The sequence below is a fragment of the Paraburkholderia franconis genome (genome assembly GCF_009362735.1).
Lineage (GTDB): Bacteria > Pseudomonadota > Gammaproteobacteria > Burkholderiales > Burkholderiaceae > Paraburkholderia > Paraburkholderia franconis.
Map to the genome: position 1 here is coordinate 21,555 of NZ_WHNP01000091.1, position 18,197 is coordinate 39,751.

The 18,197-nt window shown below is 59.9% G+C and carries 17 protein-coding genes; 3 read left to right on the top strand and 14 right to left on the bottom strand.

Going from position 1 to position 18,197, the window contains the following annotated elements; genetic code table 11:
* Positions 1-45: 45 nt before the first annotated feature.
* From GCT13_RS41675 to GCT13_RS41690, 4 genes are all read right to left on the bottom strand, one after another.
* Complete coding sequence (locus GCT13_RS41675) at positions 46-1,248, bottom strand: phospholipase effector Tle1 domain-containing protein (RefSeq protein WP_152767656.1); 1,203 nt, start codon at positions 1,246-1,248, stop codon at positions 46-48.
* Between the two features lie 262 nt (positions 1,249-1,510).
* The gene (locus GCT13_RS41680; RefSeq protein ID WP_143327191.1) at positions 1,511-2,029 is read right to left on the bottom strand and encodes a hypothetical protein; all 519 of its coding nucleotides are present in this window, start codon (positions 2,027-2,029) and stop codon (positions 1,511-1,513) included.
* A gap of 671 nt (positions 2,030-2,700) precedes the next feature.
* The gene (locus GCT13_RS41685) at positions 2,701-2,964 is read right to left on the bottom strand and encodes a hypothetical protein (protein ID WP_152767657.1); all 264 of its coding nucleotides are present in this window, start codon (positions 2,962-2,964) and stop codon (positions 2,701-2,703) included.
* Between the two features lie 182 nt (positions 2,965-3,146).
* Positions 3,147-3,770, bottom strand: coding sequence for a glycoside hydrolase family 25 protein (locus GCT13_RS41690; RefSeq protein WP_152767658.1), 624 nt, complete (start codon positions 3,768-3,770; stop codon positions 3,147-3,149).
* A gap of 365 nt (positions 3,771-4,135) precedes the next feature.
* Here GCT13_RS41690 and GCT13_RS41695 point away from each other — a divergent pair, with 365 nt between their 5' ends.
* Both GCT13_RS41695 and GCT13_RS41700 read left to right on the top strand, forming a co-directional pair.
* Positions 4,136-6,151, top strand: coding sequence for a hypothetical protein (locus GCT13_RS41695; protein WP_152767659.1), 2,016 nt, complete (start codon positions 4,136-4,138; stop codon positions 6,149-6,151).
* A 121-nt stretch (positions 6,152-6,272) separates the two neighbouring features.
* The gene (locus GCT13_RS41700) at positions 6,273-7,133 is read left to right on the top strand and encodes a hypothetical protein (RefSeq protein ID WP_152767660.1); all 861 of its coding nucleotides are present in this window, start codon (positions 6,273-6,275) and stop codon (positions 7,131-7,133) included.
* 1,162 nt (positions 7,134-8,295) lie between these two features.
* On the opposite strand, the gene GCT13_RS41705 is transcribed toward GCT13_RS41700, so the two are convergent.
* The 8 genes from GCT13_RS41705 to GCT13_RS41740 all read right to left on the bottom strand — a co-directional run bounded on the left by GCT13_RS41705 (position 8,296) and on the right by GCT13_RS41740 (position 15,533).
* The gene (locus GCT13_RS41705) at positions 8,296-8,679 is read right to left on the bottom strand and encodes a BON domain-containing protein (RefSeq protein ID WP_152767661.1); all 384 of its coding nucleotides are present in this window, start codon (positions 8,677-8,679) and stop codon (positions 8,296-8,298) included.
* 33 nt (positions 8,680-8,712) lie between these two features.
* Positions 8,713-9,858: a porin gene (locus tag GCT13_RS41710; RefSeq protein WP_152767662.1), complete on the bottom strand. Its 1,146-nt coding sequence runs from the start codon at positions 9,856-9,858 to the stop codon at positions 8,713-8,715.
* 79 nt (positions 9,859-9,937) lie between these two features.
* On the bottom strand, positions 9,938-11,575 hold the full coding sequence (locus tag GCT13_RS41715; protein ID WP_152767663.1) for a 3-(methylthio)propionyl-CoA ligase: 1,638 nt from the start codon (positions 11,573-11,575) through the stop codon (positions 9,938-9,940).
* An 11-nt stretch (positions 11,576-11,586) separates the two neighbouring features.
* The gene (locus GCT13_RS41720) at positions 11,587-11,817 is read right to left on the bottom strand and encodes a DUF1289 domain-containing protein (protein WP_152767664.1); all 231 of its coding nucleotides are present in this window, start codon (positions 11,815-11,817) and stop codon (positions 11,587-11,589) included.
* A gap of 12 nt (positions 11,818-11,829) precedes the next feature.
* Entirely contained in the window at positions 11,830-12,666 is an 837-nt protein-coding gene (locus GCT13_RS41725; RefSeq protein ID WP_152767665.1) for an SDR family NAD(P)-dependent oxidoreductase, read from the bottom strand.
* A 2-nt stretch (positions 12,667-12,668) separates the two neighbouring features.
* Complete coding sequence (locus tag GCT13_RS41730; RefSeq protein ID WP_227747286.1) at positions 12,669-13,949, bottom strand: MFS transporter; 1,281 nt, start codon at positions 13,947-13,949, stop codon at positions 12,669-12,671.
* 78 nt (positions 13,950-14,027) lie between these two features.
* The gene (locus GCT13_RS41735) at positions 14,028-15,083 is read right to left on the bottom strand and encodes a BKACE family enzyme (RefSeq protein ID WP_152767666.1); all 1,056 of its coding nucleotides are present in this window, start codon (positions 15,081-15,083) and stop codon (positions 14,028-14,030) included.
* A gap of 42 nt (positions 15,084-15,125) precedes the next feature.
* On the bottom strand, positions 15,126-15,533 hold the full coding sequence (locus tag GCT13_RS41740) for a carboxymuconolactone decarboxylase family protein (protein ID WP_152767667.1): 408 nt from the start codon (positions 15,531-15,533) through the stop codon (positions 15,126-15,128).
* A gap of 128 nt (positions 15,534-15,661) precedes the next feature.
* Between GCT13_RS41740 and GCT13_RS41745 the strand changes: the two genes are divergently transcribed.
* On the top strand, positions 15,662-16,690 hold the full coding sequence (locus GCT13_RS41745) for an AraC family transcriptional regulator (RefSeq protein WP_152767668.1): 1,029 nt from the start codon (positions 15,662-15,664) through the stop codon (positions 16,688-16,690).
* 657 nt (positions 16,691-17,347) lie between these two features.
* Here the strand turns inward: GCT13_RS41745 and GCT13_RS51035 are convergent.
* Positions 17,348-17,818 (bottom strand): hypothetical protein, encoded by a 471-nt coding sequence (locus GCT13_RS51035; RefSeq protein ID WP_193727910.1) that lies wholly within the window; start codon positions 17,816-17,818, stop codon positions 17,348-17,350.
* Positions 17,819-17,986: 168 nt separating this feature from the next.
* The coding region (locus tag GCT13_RS41755) for a transposase (RefSeq protein WP_193727911.1) at positions 17,987-18,197 on the bottom strand (211 nt) is incomplete at its 5' end.

An 18,197-nucleotide genomic window follows, 5' to 3' on the forward strand; every position in this document is an offset into this window, starting at 1 on the left:
GCGCACGCTCCTTTTCAACCGGACCTGCCGAGGCGCGTATGACCATCATTGGCGTGCGATGCCTGAGGGGAGGTTCGGTGGATCATAAGGGGCGGGGAGGTCCGGATCGGAACGGACTGCGCCTCCCTCCATCCGGCGCCACACTGCTTCGTTGACCGTCACGTAGCCGTCCGGAAACTGGCGCGTCTGGTGTCCAAGCTTGCTGAAGAGAAAATCCCGCCACGGTTGATGCGCCGTTCCGAGTGCGTTAGGAGCCAGTCCGTCGCGCTCCATCGCCGCTGAGTCAACAAACTTCAGGCCTACTTCGGTCAATTGTTCGATCATCCATTTCAGGGGGACGTCTGACAATCCATCGTCGTCTTTGTAGCCACCTCCGACGTCGCTATGCGCACCGGCAAACAATTCCTGCTTGAGTCTTGCGTCAGGTATCCAAAGAGTGGGGTCGAAGTTTTCGCGTTGTTCGTCTAGCGACACGGCGTGAAACGCTCTGCCTATCTTCGGGTGCAATTCTTCAGAGTCGAATTCGTATTCGTCGATCAGTGTGTCTTCGCCGCGATCGTATGCCGGAATTCCCATCGATCCGACGGTGTCAAAAACCGCGACAGCAGTTACGTTCGTAGGCACAAAGTCCGCATCGGTCAATTTCCGGCCAAAGGTCTCCAGGAGTTTTTCGTGCAGATGCTGTGAACATTTAATTATCCTCTGCCGAAGATCTGATGATGCCGAGTCCCGATTTGCAACCTGCCTTTCCCTGTACATGATCCAGGCCACCGCTGAGTGACTATAGGGCCCGTGATCTTTCGCCATCTCGGGGCGCAGGAGACCGCGCGTTGCAATCATGTCCGCAAGTGCCCGGGCGGTATAGGCCCCGCGGCTGAATCCGACGATGACGATCGAATCGTCTGGCTCATAGTTCGTTGAAATGTACGAGTATCCGAGTCTGATGCGAGTCGTTAACCCACCTCCTAAAGTTCCGCCGAGCACTACCATGTCCGGCAGCAGCTTGTTTGAGCCGACACCGTGGCAATACAACGCCAGTTGCTCGGTGTCCCCATCGGTCCGGGTTAATTTCTTTTCTTGTCGTTCGAGCCCGAGACCCCCATCTGGTTTGCTGACCGCAGATCCTTGGAGCCATCGATACACCCTGTAGACATTACTCTCGCCCGGTGGATCGTTCTCGATTTGGTCTGCCTTCGAGCCTGGACCGTTCCAGGTGCCATCCGCACAATACACAATGGTCTTGGGCATGTCAGCTCCCTACATTTTCAATGGCACAACGAGTATCACTGCGAGGAACGGGACTCTATCGAAGGATAGGGCAGCCTCGTACGATGTATGGTGTCGATGACGAAAGCAATATGAAGAAGTTGTGCGTTTCCTCGTAATTTCGGCGCGAGCCTGGACTGAGTGAAAGAATCGATGACTGGGTTTATAAACGCTTCATATCGACGGCTGCTGCGCCAAGGAACGTCCCCGCGAAGGACTGCGATGAGACCGCGAACCCTTGTGATTAAGAAGCGCGTTTATCGGAGATCGGAATCGGCTTTGAGTTCTCGGGCTGAGGCGCGACCGGTGCATTCTGCGCAGCCTCAAATGATGCGGGCAGCTGCTGAGCGCTTGTGCGGCCTACCTGCTGGGTAAATGCGATGTCTTTATCTCTTCGGATCTGGCACAACCGAGCCAGCACTGCCGTAAGGTCGCAACTAGTATCCAACAATTGATACCTTAATTGCTCGAGTCCGCTCCGTGCCATTCGCGAAGCACTCCACTTACTTGCGAAATTGCCGGCGACCGCTATGCTGCCGAACACTGCAGCTATTGTTGAAAATAGTGTGGCGTAATCGTGCCGAAGCTCAGAACTAAGGGAAAACAGGTGGTTCAAGTTCAGCACACTGGCCGCGGCGGCGCTCAGTGCAATAGCTGAAAATGATAGGCCATAGTGCAGAAGACTCCACAACTTGGTCGAGCGCTTTGTAGCTTTGCACTCGTCCGCAATGGTCTTCTTGATGTCGTCTCGGTCGATTGCCATAGTTGCTGTCCCCACGAGTTCGTTCCGAAGCCGGATAGCCACCGCGCCGCTTCGCTCGACGAGAAGCGACGTAAAGTAGCAAGCAGCGAAAAAGCGACTGTTTTAGCTTTTGGTTCGCCGCAAGGAATCAGGCATGAGCCGACGTATCTCATTGGATTGTATTCTCAGTTGCCATCCCCCGTTGTGTGCGCCGACTTGCGCATCCATCATGTATTAAAGGTGGGCGGCAACCTGTTCACAAGTAATTTGAAGCCGAGCGGCTCCAGGCAATTTGTATAAAAGAGTGTTGTGACGTCTCAAGAAAGTCGGAGAGAAGAGACGGCCGCAGATCACTGCGGACTCTCCGACTCGACGCGTCGCGGGCGCGCGGTCGCCATCGCATTTTCACCTCCACTGGCATCTGGCTGCTTGCGGGGGGCGAACCGGACATTGGAATGACGGCTTTCTTCGTTTCGCGAACGGCAACTATTGGCCCGAGAATTGCCGATCCCTGTGCAATAGGCAAGAGCGTTGCGCGAGGGGCAGCAGTTCGCGTGCGGCCGCGCCCGGATGTGCCGAGGGGCGAGAGCCACTGCTTAAGGCAGTTGCCCGGTTGTGGCCGCAGGGCGTACCAGATAGATCCGTTCCTAATACCGTACCGTCACGGGCGGGTTCGGGTGGAACACGACCCGTCAAGGTAGCAGTTTGAGACGTAAGACAAACGGACCATCAGCGTCATCGGCCATGGTATTGCCGTGTAGCGCTAGCACGTAGAGACCGGTGTCGGGCAACGCCACGGTCGACGGTGCCAATGGTCCGTTCGTATCGCCATTGGGATAGGTCAGCACGACATGCACTGAAGGGCCGCTGTATGACCATTCCAAGCGCATGCCTGCGGCCGCACGAAACACGTAGCGGATGACTTCCGAGTCGAGATGCAAGGCGCCCAGCAGCACGAGTGGCTGCGCAGATTTGCCAACAGGTAGTGTGAGTTCCTGGCTGTCGGCCGTAATGTGAGTAATGCACGGCGGCGTGCAGGGCGCGGTGCCAGATTGAGTGGCACATCCCGCACCCACACATGCCACGATCAGGCTGGAAAGGACGCATGCGGCAAACCGCTGACGACGCGCCGGCCGCCCTAATGTCCCCAGAAGGCTCTCAACTCTGCCTCCGAGCCATTGAAGAGGTCCCTGTCGAACCGTCCAATGTTCGGAATCTCGGTAGGATCCGGCCCGAGCGATCCATCGGTGTATTGCCATAGCGTCCACTTGCTCCAGTTCGGGGGCACCACAGCCGTAGGCCCGTATTGCGCGAGCCAAAACCAACAATTGGCGAGCACCGGATCGCTCCTGGTGCCCAATTGCTCTTTGATGTCGTGTCCAGAATAGAAGCCGGGATAACGGCCCGTGACCAAAAATACGTGGGTGACGAAGGCCCGCGCCTCCTCCAGGCTCATGCTAGGTCCGGTTGGGTTCGACTCGAAATCCAGCGCCAGGACCGTGTTCTTCGTATCGCCGACGGTTTCAATGAAGTGGACGGCTTGCTGCACGCCGTCGCAGTCAGTACCGAAATGGTACGCGCCCCAGAGCAAACCCGCTTGCATCGCAGCATCGTGATGCTTCTCATAAGTCTGGTCCGGCAGGTTGAGTCCCTGGGTGGCCTTGTGAATGACACCGACGATGCCCGCGGCTTTTAGCCCCTTGAAGTCGACGGGGTCGTTGTGATGGGAAATGTCGACGACGGCGTTCAATCCATTCAACATGTCTGCCTCGCATAGGAGCAATGGCTAAGCCGAAGTAGCGGCTTGCTACTGCGGCACCGGCACGCTTGCACTGAAAACTAGCGGCTCAGGATCGTCTTATGGCTATCTGTCGGGTCCGGACACCAGTTCGCTTTGCCCTGCATGACGCCGCCGAACGAATCCATGTTAGGTCGCGGTTATAGCGTCAATGTATGTTTAGAGAACGAAATGTTGGATAGCGAACAGAATTCGTTACCGGCATGAAAGCAGATCTTGACTTTGTTGTCAGGCACCGTAGATTTCATTCAGAATTTGGGGCGACTTGACCCGGACGGTTTCGTCGGATGAGCACCGTTTGACGGTTGAGGCGTTGCGGGGGAGGCAGTATGGCTGAAGGCGATACGAATCCCGAGGTACAGGATCCGGCGGCCAATCGTGACGGACCCGCCCCGCCAGCGATCGAGAGGGAAGCCGACAAATCTCTGATCTTTCCGGCGGTACGGCGTGCGTTCGCGCTCGGCTGGAATCTTGTCGAGCTGAGAGGGAAAATTGAGTCGGAGCGCGGGGAGGTCGAGCAGCGCGGCATGCGCGTCGCGAGCCTTTGGCGCGTTTCGCTCGCGAGGATTGCACTGATTCATGCGCAGGTCTTCCCGCTCATCGGTACGGAAAAGACGTTCTACGCGCCACAGGAGTCGCTGCCCAAGTATTTGTTTCCTTCGCCGGACGGACCTGACTACACGCAGTTCAGCTTGTTGGACGCTCGGGACGACAAGGACGTCAAGCTAGCCAGTTTCAAGCTTTACGACGTGACGCGACGCGCCATCAACTGTCTCGCACTGCTTTACGTCAACCCTGACGACAGCCTGGACAGCGAACGCATCAAAGGCCTGCAAACCTCCCTTGTAAACGCGCTCGCTCAAGAGGCACCTGACGCGAAACCCAAAGTGCAGCTCACCATTCTGGTGGGAAAGTTCCTTGAAGCCTGGGACGGCTTTCTTCGCGAACACTACTACGCTGGTGGGATGTTGCCCAACAATGACCTCGAGTTGATCGCCTATGAGGCGGGACGATCGATGGCGCTGCTTTCGTGGCAGATCACGAATGAGACCCTAGGCTGGGAACGTTCTCTCCCGCACCTGTGTGGGCACAAAGAGGTGCCGCAGGACAATCAGGACCTTCTCGAGGAGCGACACACAGCTACCGTAGAAACGGCGCGCGCTGACGGCGTAAAGCGAGCATGGGAGCGGGCGTTCAGGCCGGACTTCGTCATTCGGCTGCAGCACGATGTCGTAGCACTGAGTTCAAAGCTGGACGACGCATACCTGGCGCAAAAGGGTACGGCCGCCACGGCGACGCAAGCCGAGGGCACGGACCCAGAGCTACCGAGCGTATCGATCCGGGCGATCAAGCAAGGGCTTGAATTCTGGCGGCGCGCGGTTATGAAGACGCTGGACGCGGTGCCGGAAGCGCAGAAAGACCTTGCGAAGGACGAGCAGGCTTATGTAGAGGAATATGCCGCTCGCTATGGATGGTCCGCGTCGATGCGACTTGCGCTGACAAAGCAGGTGAACATCTGGCAGACGCTGATCTCGGGTCAGCAGACACTGCGGGCGTTCAGCACCGAAAGCGTCGCGCAGAAGCTGGTGAACGAAGTCTGGGACGAGATACAAGCCGGTCTCGCTGTTGATGTGAGGCAAGCCATCCAGCGTGCCGAAAGCGCGGCGGCTACGTTGGCCCAGGACGCGGGCGAGGCTGTTGAATCGGTCTTCGTGGCCGCAAAATGGTTTTTTATTCCGCTGGGAATCTTCGTGGCGTTGGTCATCATCGCTGCGTTAGTCGTGTTGGTCATTCCCAACCTTCAGGTGGGTGGGGCTGCGCCGGGGCTCGGGTTGGCCGGAGCAGGCGCTGCGATCGCTGCGTCTTTCAAATGGCTCGACTTTTCGAGGTTCAAGGAGAAGACCAAGAGCGACCTCAACCAGAAGGCAGCGAACACGACGGCACCCGCTTCGACCGGGGACGACCAGGGTAGCGGCATCGCCGAGCGGCTAAGCGCCCTGTCTCACTCGATGACCACCGATGCGCTGACAGCCATAAAAACAGGCTTCGCGCAAGTGCAGACGGAATTGGATGATCTGAATCGCAGCGTGAGCGTGGCCTATCCTCTGGTCGATTACATAGCGCTCGCGAGGAGTCAGGCAAACGCAGACAGCAACACGACCTCGGAAACAAGAGCGGGGACAAAAGGCGGCATTTTCCTCAAGGACATCATCTGGACCAGCGAGGAACGGGCTGAAGAACTCAAGGCCGTTGTTCGCGCGGCCTTCGGACCCGTTGCAGTTCTTGCATACTCAGCAGCGCAGCACTCAAAGAAGGACACAGGCGCATCTGACTCCCAGCAATAACGATCAGGCGTCGTTGGAGCAGGCGTGGTCGATTTGACAGGACCGCGTCGCCGCCGCGCTGTTCGTCTGCGGCGCGTCGGGCAACCGCCAAACGGTCGTTTCACTCACCCAGGGACAAAGCATGCTGTCCGACGATGAAAAAGAACGCATACGTGCGCAAGAAGAGTTCAGGCACGCGGTACAGCAGGAGTTGCAGGAAAAGTCGAAGCCGTCGTCAGCGGTCGAACGCCTGTTATCCAGCGATAACGTCCGGTGGATTGCCACGACCATAGCCATACCGCTGACCGTCGGTGTGTGGGGTTGGTTTTCGAGTCAACAGGCAGAGGCGCAGCGCAAACAAGAACTCAAGATCTCAGTCGAACAGAAGAACGTCGATCTCGTGATCAAGCTTTTACCTGCCTTCGCAGAGGAGGTAGGTGCGCCGGAACGAGTTAATGCAGTTGCCGTCATGGTAGCTCTGGAAAAGGAAGGCAACCTCTCTCCCGAATTGCGCGCGACGCTAGACCGAGGCAGATCGCAGGTGAACGAGGAATATGATCCTGCACAAGGCTTCAGGACCGCCGGTGCGAGAAGGGAGTCAGAGGCCTACGCGTCGCGAGACGGCGCAGCTCCGAGTGGCGACGCCACCGTCCAGGTGGCGAGTCTGCCAGGTGCGCAGGTCTATATCCAGATTTTCGCCGAGACGCAGCGAGACAAAGCTGAAGCGGCGCGACAAGCCATCCGCAACGCCGGCGTCGGCGCGCCTGGAATCGAGAACGTCGTGAATACGGCGGAAAAAAAGAACCGACTGCAACCGAAGGGAGATAACCAAATGAAGCTCCTGGTGTTCCAGGAATCGGCGGGGCCGATTGCAAAGCGGGTTGCCGAGGCGGTGAAGAAGAGCATCGGACAGGACGTAGTCATCGATGATCGCTGGAAGAATAAGAGCAGCGCAAACGTCCCCTTGGGGCAGCTCGAACTGTGGTTCCCATCTGCCGGTTGAACCGCGGGCGCTCCCGCAAACCTACGCGGTTGTGACCCGGATCGTCAGCGCAGCAAACCCTTATGCAGTCGTGGAACATAAGCCTAGCCCCTAGGCTCGCGAGCGTCGGGGCAGTTGTCGACGTGCGAGCGACCCGGCATCATGACCGGTCGCGTTGTCGACCCAAGTGTAACGACTGCTTGAGGGCGCACACGGTGAGCAAATCGATACGTCACCGACGAAGATGCGCATGCGTCTGACGGCGCGAAAAAATTGGTCGAGTTCCGTCACGGTGTCTGTGAAAAAACGCGGATCTACGGAAGCCCAAATAGCCACGTCCGCGGAGAATATATGCTGCGCTCACTTTCATACGGTCTATTCCTGTCGTGTACGATCATCGTGGATTCATCCAGTTCGGGGTTCGCGCAGAGTCCTGCGGGTGGGGCGCGCTGACGTTGGTGTGATCTGTATGAGTCGGGACGGCAGGACGGCATCGGACAGGCAACGTCAGATCTGGCCAAGGCTGCGCAGCCATGCAGCCGGCGAAAGTCGGCACCCGACCCACTCCCGCCATACGGTTTCCTCCCTTTCGGTTTACTCAACGCTTGCCCGCATGTCCCTGTCGCGCGCTTCCGGGCCTGCTGACATGGACAGGCGTCGAACAAACTCACCGCCGGTTGACGTGATCACGCGAATGGCCGTTGCAGTTTTGAAAGCCGCCGTCGAGGCCGCGCCGGGTCGGTCTTGCGGACGATCAGATTGACACTGAACGCGGCGTCGTTGGGACCCAGTCCCGTCTTGATCGTATTCAGCCTTTGCGCGTTACCCCTCAGTGGTGCGCTGGTTCAGAGCAAGACATCACGCCTTCGCGTACACGGCAAGTCACTACCAAGGCCCCTGTAGAGCAAGGTGCCGATCGCTCCGGTCCGGCAGGTCGCCATGACAAGCTCCGGACCGGATACCGTAAACATCGGCGCGGCGATAACGGTCAATTTCAGGTTCTTTCCCGGCGCGGCAGGCATTGTTATTGCGGAATTCCGCTACGTCGTTCGAGTGATAGGAATAGATTGAGCGTTAAGGGCCCGCCCCGACATCACATCGGACTCTGTCGGATCTTGGCCAAGCCCGGTGCAATGGTGCTGCGGCTTCGCATCAACCGGCCAGAGCTAATGGCCGGAGACGGTTACTGCCCGCCAAATGGCTTTTTGACCGTCAACTTGTTGGTGACGGTTGTGACGCCCGGAACGCCTTTCGCGATCTCGTTCACTTTGTCGATCTGCGATGCATCGACCACGGTTCCGTCGAGCGTCACTGCACCGCCCTTCGCGATGACGCTGATGTTGCCAGTGTTGACCTCCTTGTGCGTGACGATCGCGGAATAGACCTTGTGGCGCAGCGCACGATCGGCTTTCCGGATGTCCTTCGCCGTCATGCTGCCCGAAGCCGCGATCGCGGATCCGTTCGAAGCGGCGCTCGCTTCGTTTGCGCCCGCTTGCGCCCAGGCATGAGCAGATGCTGAGGCGATCAATACGCTGCCCGCAATCCCGAGCGCCCAATTTGCTTTCATTGCATGCTCCAGTTGTTGTCTGTGTGAGAGGAATCAGAAGCTGTGGCGGATACCGACCATCGCCGCCGTGGTTGACCTGCCTTCCGGAACGGGCGCACCGTAGGTGATCGTCTGGCTCATATTGCCGCGGTTGTTGACGTAGCCGACCTGCGCGTAGGCGAGGGTGGCCTTGGACAGGCTGTATTCGGCGCCCAGCGCGAACTCATCCGATTGATTCGACGAGTGATTACGATCCTTCAGGTAATAGAAGCCCGAGGTGACCTTCAAAACCGGGCTGAACCTGTAGCCGAGCCCCCCGGAAATCATCTCAAAGTTGGCCTGGCCGCTGTTCGCGGGGTTCTTGCCGATGCTGTATGACGTCGACACGGAAAAATCGCGGAAGGTGTACTGCGCGCCCAGATACCAGAAGCGGTTGTTGGCCAGGCCCGTCGACGGCGCCGTGACGATTGTCGTGGGCCCAGTTTGCGTGAATGGATTCGTGTCGTGCCCGTTGTAGTAAACCACCGCCAGGTTCAGGCCATAGTTCGAAAACTGCAGCACGGCGGACTCGCGCGTACCGCCCTGGAACTGGCCCGGGACGCCGCCGGGCGAATACTCGAGCGCAAGCGACGCGCCATAGAACTTCGGCGACCGGTAGACGATCGCGTTGTCGTCATACAGCGCGCCGATCGGGCCGTTCGTGCTGAGGCCCTGCCAGCCCGCAGCCTGGTTCATGCCGAGCCATGCGGTCAGGATACTGCCGAAGTATTGGGCGTTCCGTACGTCGGTATCCGCCATCGCATAGATCATCGGCACGATCTGGCGGCCCATGTCGATCGCGCCGAGCGGGCTCGACACGCCCACCGTCGTTTGCTGGTTGAACATCGCTGTGGCGCCCGGCGTGCCGGCCAGCCCGGACTTGCCGTTCGAACTGTTGAACGCCCCCTGCAACCTGAAGTTGACCTTGTAGCCACCCCCGATGTCTTCGCTGCCCTTGAGACCCCAGACGCTCGAATAGATCCCGCCGTCCTTGAGTGCGTAGACATGTCCGAGATTCACTTTCGACTGAAAGTTCGCCGCATTCGCGCTCTGATACAACAATCCGGAATCGATGACGCCATACAACGACACCGACGACTGCGCGTATGTGACGCTTCCCGTTGCAGCCAGCACGGCTGCCGCTAACCACTTCAACTTCATCTTGTCTCCTCTTTAGTATGTCTAAGCACCTCGTAACGACTTCCATCCCACTCAATGCAAAGAACCGTCATCCCACACATCAGACCAGCAGATAGTCCCGAAACGCTTCGCGCAACTGGTTCTTCAGCACTTTGCCGGTGGCGCCCATTGGCATCGCCTCGATGAACACGACGGCGTCCGGCATCCACCACTTCGCGATCCTTCCTTCGAAGTACGCCAGCAGTTCCTCCGTCGTCACCCGTGCGTCGGGCCGCTTCACGGCGACAAGCAGCGGCCGCTCGTCCCACTTCGGATGTCTTGCCGCGATACAGGCCGCGCCCGCTATCGCCGGATGTGCGACTGCGATGTTCTCGATGTCGATCGAGCTGATCCATTCACCGCCGGACTTGATCACATCCTTGCTGCGGTCGGTGATCTGCATGAAGCCGTCTGCATCGATCGTCGCGATATCGCCGGTCGGGAACCAGCCATGCGCGTCGGCGTCGATGCGCAGCGGATTGCCGCCCTCGTTGCGGAAGTAGTTGCGCACGACCCACGGCCCGCGCACGAGCAATTCCCCCGAAGTCACGCCGTCCCAAGGCAGTTCCTGCCCGTTCGCGTCGACGATTTTCATGTCGACGCCAAACACCGCGCGCCCCTGCTTCGACTGCACGGCGCAACACTCCTCGCGGGACATCGTCAGGTGCCTGTATTTCATCGTGCCGATGGTGCCGAGCGGACTCAGTTCGGTCATGCCCCACGCGTGCAGGACCTCCACGCCGTAGCTGTCCTGGAGCTTGTGCAGCATCGCGGGCGGGCAGGCTGCGCCGCCAATCACGGTGCGCTTCAGGGTCGAGAATGTCCGGCCTTCCCGTTCGAGGTGACCCAGCAGGCCCTGCCATACGGTCGGCACGCCGGCCGCGAACGTGACCTGTTCGGCTTCGAGAAGCTCATACAGCGATTTGCCGTCGAGTTCCGCGCCGGGGAACACCAGCTTCGCTCCGACCATGCACGCGACGTATGGCAGGCCCCACGCATTGACATGGAACATCGGCACCACCGGCAGGACCACATCACGCGCCGAACAGTTCAGCGCATCCGGCAACGCGGCGGCCCAGGTGTGCAGTAGCGACGAGCGATGCGAGTACAGGACACCCTTCGGGTTGCCCGTCGTACCCGACGTGTAGCACAGCGTACAGGCGGTATCCTCGTCCAAATTCGGCCACGCGTATTTAGACGAACTTCCTTCGATCAGGTCTTCATAGCACAGCAGGTTGGCGATGCCGGAGTCCTGGGGCACGTGCGCGGGATCGGACATCGCGATAAACGCCTTGACTGCCTTGCAGCGGCCGGCGATGGCTTTGACCAGTGGCAGGAACGTCAGATCGAAGAACAGGTACTGGTCTTCCGCATGGTCGACGATGTAGGCGATCTGGTCCGCATGCAGGCGCGGGTTGATCGTGTGCATCACCGCGCCCATGCCGGAGATGCCGTAGTACAGCTCCATGTGGCGATAGCCGTTCCACGCCAGCGTTCCGACGCGGTCGGACGGTTTGACGCCCAGGTTGGCAAGCGCATTGGCCAGCTGACGCGCGCGGCGGTGACAGTCGCGGTACGTATAGCGATGGATGTCACCCTCGACCCGGCGTGACACGATTTCGGTATCGCCGTGATGGCGATCCGCATGCACGATCAGCGAGGAAACCAGCAACTGCTTCTGCAACATCAAACCTTTCATGAGGTCTCCATTCATTTCGGCGGTTCGTTCTCTAAAGCGGAGTCGCCGGTCAACGCCACCCGCAACATTCCGCTGCGACGGCACGCGAGCAATGCGGCGACTTCGGCCTTCTGCTGGTCGTTCATCCGATCCCAGAGGCCAATCTCACGGAGTGTTCTCCAGCACCCCTGGCAGAATTGACCATTCGGGTCCATCCTGCAGATATTGATGCAAGGATCGGTGACGGAATTGCTCTGATTCATGTGGCACTCCGGTCAGATCACGACGCCGCCGTTCGGGCTGATGATCTGGCCGACCAGATAGTGATCGCCAGCCATGTAGGTCACCAGCGAGGCATATTCATGCATCGTGCCCAGGCGCCCGGCGGGTACCAGTTGCCAGAACTGGTTGCACTTCTCCTCACCCGCGGCCTCGAAGTATTCCGTAAATTCGGGGGTGGCCACTCCACCCGGCGCCATCGCATTGACGAAGATATTGGCGCCGGCCACCTCGGCCGCAACCGACTTCGTGAAGGCAATCACCGCACCCTTGGTCGCACAATAGTGCGGACTGTGCGCGCTCATCGCCGATATGCCGGCAATCGACGCGATGTTGATGATCCTGCCGTCGCGCTGCGGTTGCATCAGCCTGAGCGCTTCGCGCGTGCAATAGAAGAGGCCGTGCACATTGACGTCCCAGTAGCGATGCCACTCCTCGTCGCTGATGGTGCTGGTAAAGTCCAGCGACTGCCGCGGCACGGGCGTGGTGATATAGGCGTAGTGTTCATTGCGACGCCCGGTATCGACCGGCGTGTTCGGCACGCGTGCGGCGTTGTTGACAAGGATATGCAGCGTGCTGAAGCGCTCCGCGATGGCGGCAAACAGCCGGGCGACTTCGCTGCTCGACGAGACATCGCAGCGTAGGGCGAGACACTGCACGCCGACTGCTTCCACCGCTGCGCGCGTCACTTCGAGCGCCGGCATGTCGATATCGCAGATCGCGACGTGCGCGCCCGCGTGGGCGAGGTCGATGGCAATGGCCCCACCCAGGCCACGACCGGCACCGGTGACGAGCGCGACGCGGCCTTCGAGATTCTGACGTTGGTTTTGCATTCTCAAGATCTCACAGGTTGAACATGTTCGGTTGCGGGAACGCGCTGCCCGCCTGAGGCGCGCGCCGCAAGGGCGAACCAGAGGGCCGAGCTGATTGCAAGCGCATCGTTGACGAACAGGACGCCAGTCAACGGAGCGGTGCTCCCTGCTCGCGCCAAATGGTCAGCTAGCATGCCGATGACTACCGTACCAATGGCGAGCGCAAATACATTGATCAGCAACATCGTGAAGCCGGTCACCGTCGAGCGCATCATTGCCGGCGTCATACCGGTTATGGCCGTAAGGGCTGAGCCATAGGCCGCCATCGGCAGGAAAAATCCGGCACACATGCCGATATAGAACAGGGGTGAGCCGGCCGGTACGAATCGATACGACAGCATCAACGGCGCGCAGACCAGGACGAGCAACGCCATGAAGCTTGCATGTCCCCCGCGCAGGCTTCTCGCCGCGCGATCCCCCACTGCGCCCCCGGCTGTCGCGCCAAGCGTGCCGAATACCAGCTGCAATGCCCCGAGCCGTGTGGCAATACCAGCCGCATTCATGCCCCGCTCGTCAACGAGCCACAACTGCGTGAAGGAGAAGCTGGCAAAAACCAGGTGCACCAGCACGAAACCAGCAATCGTGAAACCGAGTGCACGGTTGCCGCCAACGGTGCGCAACACGGCGAGCGCCTGCTCGAGGAACGGTGCGCCGCGCTCCTGCGGTGCGTGCGCGCTTCGGTCTTCCCTGAGCAGTGCCAGCGGCAGCGCGATCGCAAATCCAATCACGCCCAGCGCATAGAACGTGGACCGCCAGCCGTGCGTGGCGCCAAAGCTGCCAGCAAGCAGGAAACTACAGCCGACACCCAAAGGAATGCCCATGAAGAAGAGCCCCATCGCCGTGCCACGCCGCTTCCCGGAGAAGAGCTCAGCCAGCAGGGCCACCGCGGCAGGGACCAGCGCCGCCTCGCCGCTGGCGACGAAAAACCGGGCCACCACCATCTGCTCGAAGCTCTGGGCGTGGCCCGACGCCAGCGTGCAGGCGCTCCAGATCAGCAAACCGGCGGCGATGATCCGGGGGCGGCTGAAGCGATCGGCGAGCGTACCCATGAACATCGCCATCACGCCGAAACTCAGCACCCACACTGCTCCGGCGAGAAATCCGTATTGCGTATGGCTGAGCGCCAGATCCCGGATGATCTGCGGCGAGAACCCGAGCAGCATGTTGCGGTCGGTGTGCGCCAGCAGGTGAATCACCAGCAGGGACGCCAGGACGGCAGCAGGGCTTTTCTTCCAGAACATCATCTGTCTCCATGCCTGAAGGGTTGGATTGCATACGAGGCGCAACCCAGTTTGCTGCTGCGTTGCACCCCGTCATGCCGGTCAGGCGACCTTGCGTGCCGGCACCCCGCGCTGCTCGGATGCCCGGTTCGGCACCATGCGCAGCTTGTCCAGCGTCTCTTCAGCCGACTTCCATTGGGTACCGATCTGGTAGATGCCACGTGCCTCCTCCGCGCTTGCGACGTCACGATTGAGCTCGCGTGCAATGCGCACCATCTGCTCGATCTGCTGCACGGAGGTCGCACGTTCGCCGTCCGGGCCGAGCAGCGTGTCCTCGATGCCGACGCGCACATGGAGGCCCAGCGCGATGGCCATCGTGTTCATCGGCACGACATTGCGGCCCAGCGTTTCGATCGTGAGCACGGCACCGTCCGGCGTGCGGCGCGCGAACTCCAGCATGTCGGCCGGATGCAGCCCTGCTGCGCCACCACCGATGGCCACGTAATTGAGGTTTAGCGGACCGGTATAGACGCCCTTGCGGATCAGGCGCTCGAGCGTTTCGAGCTGCGCGAGATTGCCCAACATGAACTGCGGCTGGATGCCGGCGGCAAGCAGCCGCCTGATGTGCTCGACATGCCACGACGGATTGGACGGCGAGATCATGTCGCGGTAAGCCGCCTGCAGCGCGGGGTTCATGAACGAGGTGCCGGCGATGTCGGCCTCTGTGAGCAACTCCATGATGTTCATCTGGCCCGTGTTGATCGCGACGGTCACCTGTTCGGGACGCGGGCTCAGCTCCGCGAGCATGTGGCGCGTGTCGTCGTTCGCCCACCTGGCCATCTCGCCGTCGCTTTCCGGCGCGAACGAGATCGAGCCGCCGACCTGCAGGATCATCTTCGGCACCGCTTCGCGCAGAAGGGCGAGCATCTCGTCGAACCTGGACAGACGCTTGCTGCCCTTGCCATCTTCTTCGCGCACGTGCACGTGCAGCACCGTCGCGCCTGCGTTGTAGCAGTCGACGGCTTTCTGCACCTGCTCGTCCATCGTGACGGGGATATCGTCCGAATCGCCCGGGATCCATTGCGGTCCGTAGGGCGCCACCTGAATTACGAGCTTCTCCTGATTTTCAGGCAGCAGCGAATCGTCCATGAAATGCATGATGTGTATTCCTCATTGAGAATGGGTAGGTGTTGGGTAGCGTCAGGCAGCGGCCTGCGCACCCTTGCTCTTTGCCTGCTCAAACGCAGCCAGTTCCTCCAGCAGGATCGGTGCGCCGAGACTGGACGAATGAATGCCAAGGACGCTTACGGCCTGCAAAACCGCGGCGATCTCTTCCCTTGTGGCACCCAGTTCGAGCGCCTTGCGGATATGCCGGCGCGTGCCCGGCGCATACATGTGCGTGCAGGACGAATCGACCGCGATGGCAAGGAACTCCAGCACCTTGGGCTCAAGCACACCAGACATCACGGTATGCGCGCCCATCGTCATGAATTTCTCGGCCCAAACGGGATCGAGTTCGGCAATGGCATCCCACGCAGGATTCCAGTTGCCCGTGGCGCGCAGCTGATCGCACACTGACGTGGCGCTGCGGGTCGTCTCATTGCTCATTGCCTGTGTCCTCTTTCTGAAAGAATCGGAGTGGTGTGCCCACGGGGACAAGTATCGGATTTCGGCAAAGTGACGTTTGACGGATTGGGTCAAAGAATTTACATTTTGGGACACCACGGGAAAACGATATGTCCTATCTGCTTCGCAGTGCAGCCCTCACCAATTTCGTCGAGGTGGCCCGGTCGGTGGGCCTCGATCCCTATCAGCAGTTGGGCGACGCGGGAATTGAGCGGTCTGTGCTGCTCGACCCCGACATCATGATTCCGGCCGAGGCGGTAGCGCGGCTGCTGGAGACATCGGCTCGGGCCGCCGCCGTCGAGGATCTGGGGCTGCGCATGGCCGAGACCCGCCACATCTCGAACCTCGGCGCGCTCGGTTTTGTGATGCGGGAACAGCCGACGCTACGAAAGGCGCTGGAATCCGCGGCGCACTACCTGCGGTTGCAGAACGAGGCAGTGGTGATGCGCATCGAGGAATCGGAGGGACTGGTGGTCATCCGCGAGGACATTGTGGGCGTACCTGGTTCGATGCGCCAGGCAACGGAACTGGTACTGGGGGTCCTGTACCGCGTACTGGACATGGTGCTGGGCGCCGCCTGGAAACCGCGCGCCGTCTGTTTCACGCATCATGCTCCGGCCGGCACCACGATCCACGCGCGCGTATTTGGCGCAGCCGTCGAATTCAACCAGGACTTCGACGGCATTGCGTGTCTCGCGTCCGATCTTGATGCCGCGATCCCCGCCTACGATCCCGTAATGGCGCAGCAGGTGCGCCGCTACCTGGATTCGATGCTGCTGCAGTCCAGCGCGACGATGCCCGACAAGATCAGGAAGCTGATCGTTGCGCTGCTGCCGTCAGGCGCCTGTTCGGTCGATCGGATCGCGCAGCATCTCGGCATGGATCGCAGGACCGTGCATCGCCATCTCGCACAGTACGGCGAGAACTATCTGTCGATCGTCGATGCGGTTCGGGTAGAGATGGTGATGCGGTATGTCGGTAGCGGCAACAGGCCGCTGTCTGAAGTCGCCTCGCTGGTGGGCTTCTCATCGTTGAGCGCGTTTTCCCGCTGGTTCAGCGGACGCTTCGGTTGCAGCGTTTCGACGTGGCGCCGCAAAAAGGCACATCGAAGCGCGAGTGCCGATGATATGTTCGTCTAGCCGGCAAGCGCATTGGTCTGCGAATTCCTGGCGCAGCGCATGGCCGATTTGGTCGAGGATGCGACGAGCTTGATCAACGGTGGACGTCCGTTACCCGAGCTGAGCCGACGTTCGAATGTCTGCCTGAAAGCGCGGACGAAGGTCCGTAAGTCGCCGGCTGCAGAAATTCTCTCAGTACACGAAGCTGAACGCTCCTTCGATCGCGTTGTACCTGGCAGGTCGACGTCGAATCCACGCTTGCGCCTTGTTCGAAGTGACGCCGCTTTGCCGACGCGATCACTTTCCACCTGGTTCGTCGGCTCACCTGGTCAGCCCAAGACACGGCTCAGACACAGGCGAAAGACTTTCCGTTAAGGCGACTCCTTGCAGGGGAGATCAGTCCGTGATGGGCGATCGACATACGGTGCATCGATCTCACTGAGATTGCTCGCGACGGCGAGACAAACACGTGACATATCCTTGACCACGGCGTTAATTCCCGTCGCCATATTTCTGTCCATGGTTCAGGTTTCCGTTGAGAGTTTGAAGCAGAAACGGAACACGGAGGAGGGAATCATGAATAGCAGCCCCCGGTCCTTGCACTCCCTGGTCGACAAATGGCTTGCGCCGACACCGGCCACCTCGATTCACGTCACCCGGTTCCGTTCAACCAGTTCACTAAATGACCGGTACGTCCGCGTCGAAACTGCACGACAAACGGGCACAATGGCCATGTTCTTTTTCCGACATCATGATGGCTGGTGTGTTTTCCCACCGATCAACAGCCGGATGGCGTCCCTGTCCCGTGTATGGGTTTAGGATCAGGGTCGCCATGTCGCTTTGAGCGCCATATTTAGTCACGACGCCGCGGCGGCACGCGATGGCTCCGACTGGAGCAATCCGCCGGGCGTATCCTTCGTGCAAACAACGGGACCGATCCTGCCGCCTTCGAAGCGAAAGATGCGCCGGCCAATACTGCGCAAATCGACGCGTCAGCGCGCGATCGGTCAGCGGTCGCAACCGCCGGCCGCGCACGTAGCCATCGGTCGCGCCGGGATCGAAGACCAGGAGAAATTCGAGCCGGACAATATGGACGTTTGAGTAATGTTTGCGGTGGCGGCTCGAGAGACTGCCGCCACGCCTCGTCATTGAATGAATCGCGGCACCACCGCGTTTCGAGCTGCGGCGCCAATCGTCACCGCAACTGAAATGCCCTTCTCGAAACCTGAAGCAGTCAAATACCACCGGCAAAGCCGGTGGCTTGAAATTGTGAGCGCCTCAAAGGCGCCCATAAAACCGTGAGCCGCCGGTGGCGGCTTACTCCATGACCAGCTTCATCTGGTCGTATCGCTCATCCTCTTCTTCCTGATTGCGGATGTACGCTCGCACCATGTGCTCATCCAGCCCCACCGTAGAAACGAAGTAGCCTCGGGCCCAAAAGTGCTCGCCGGTAAAATTTCGCTGCCGTGCTCCGTACTTCCGGGCTATCTGAATTGCGCTTTTGCCCTTGATGTACCCGACCACATTC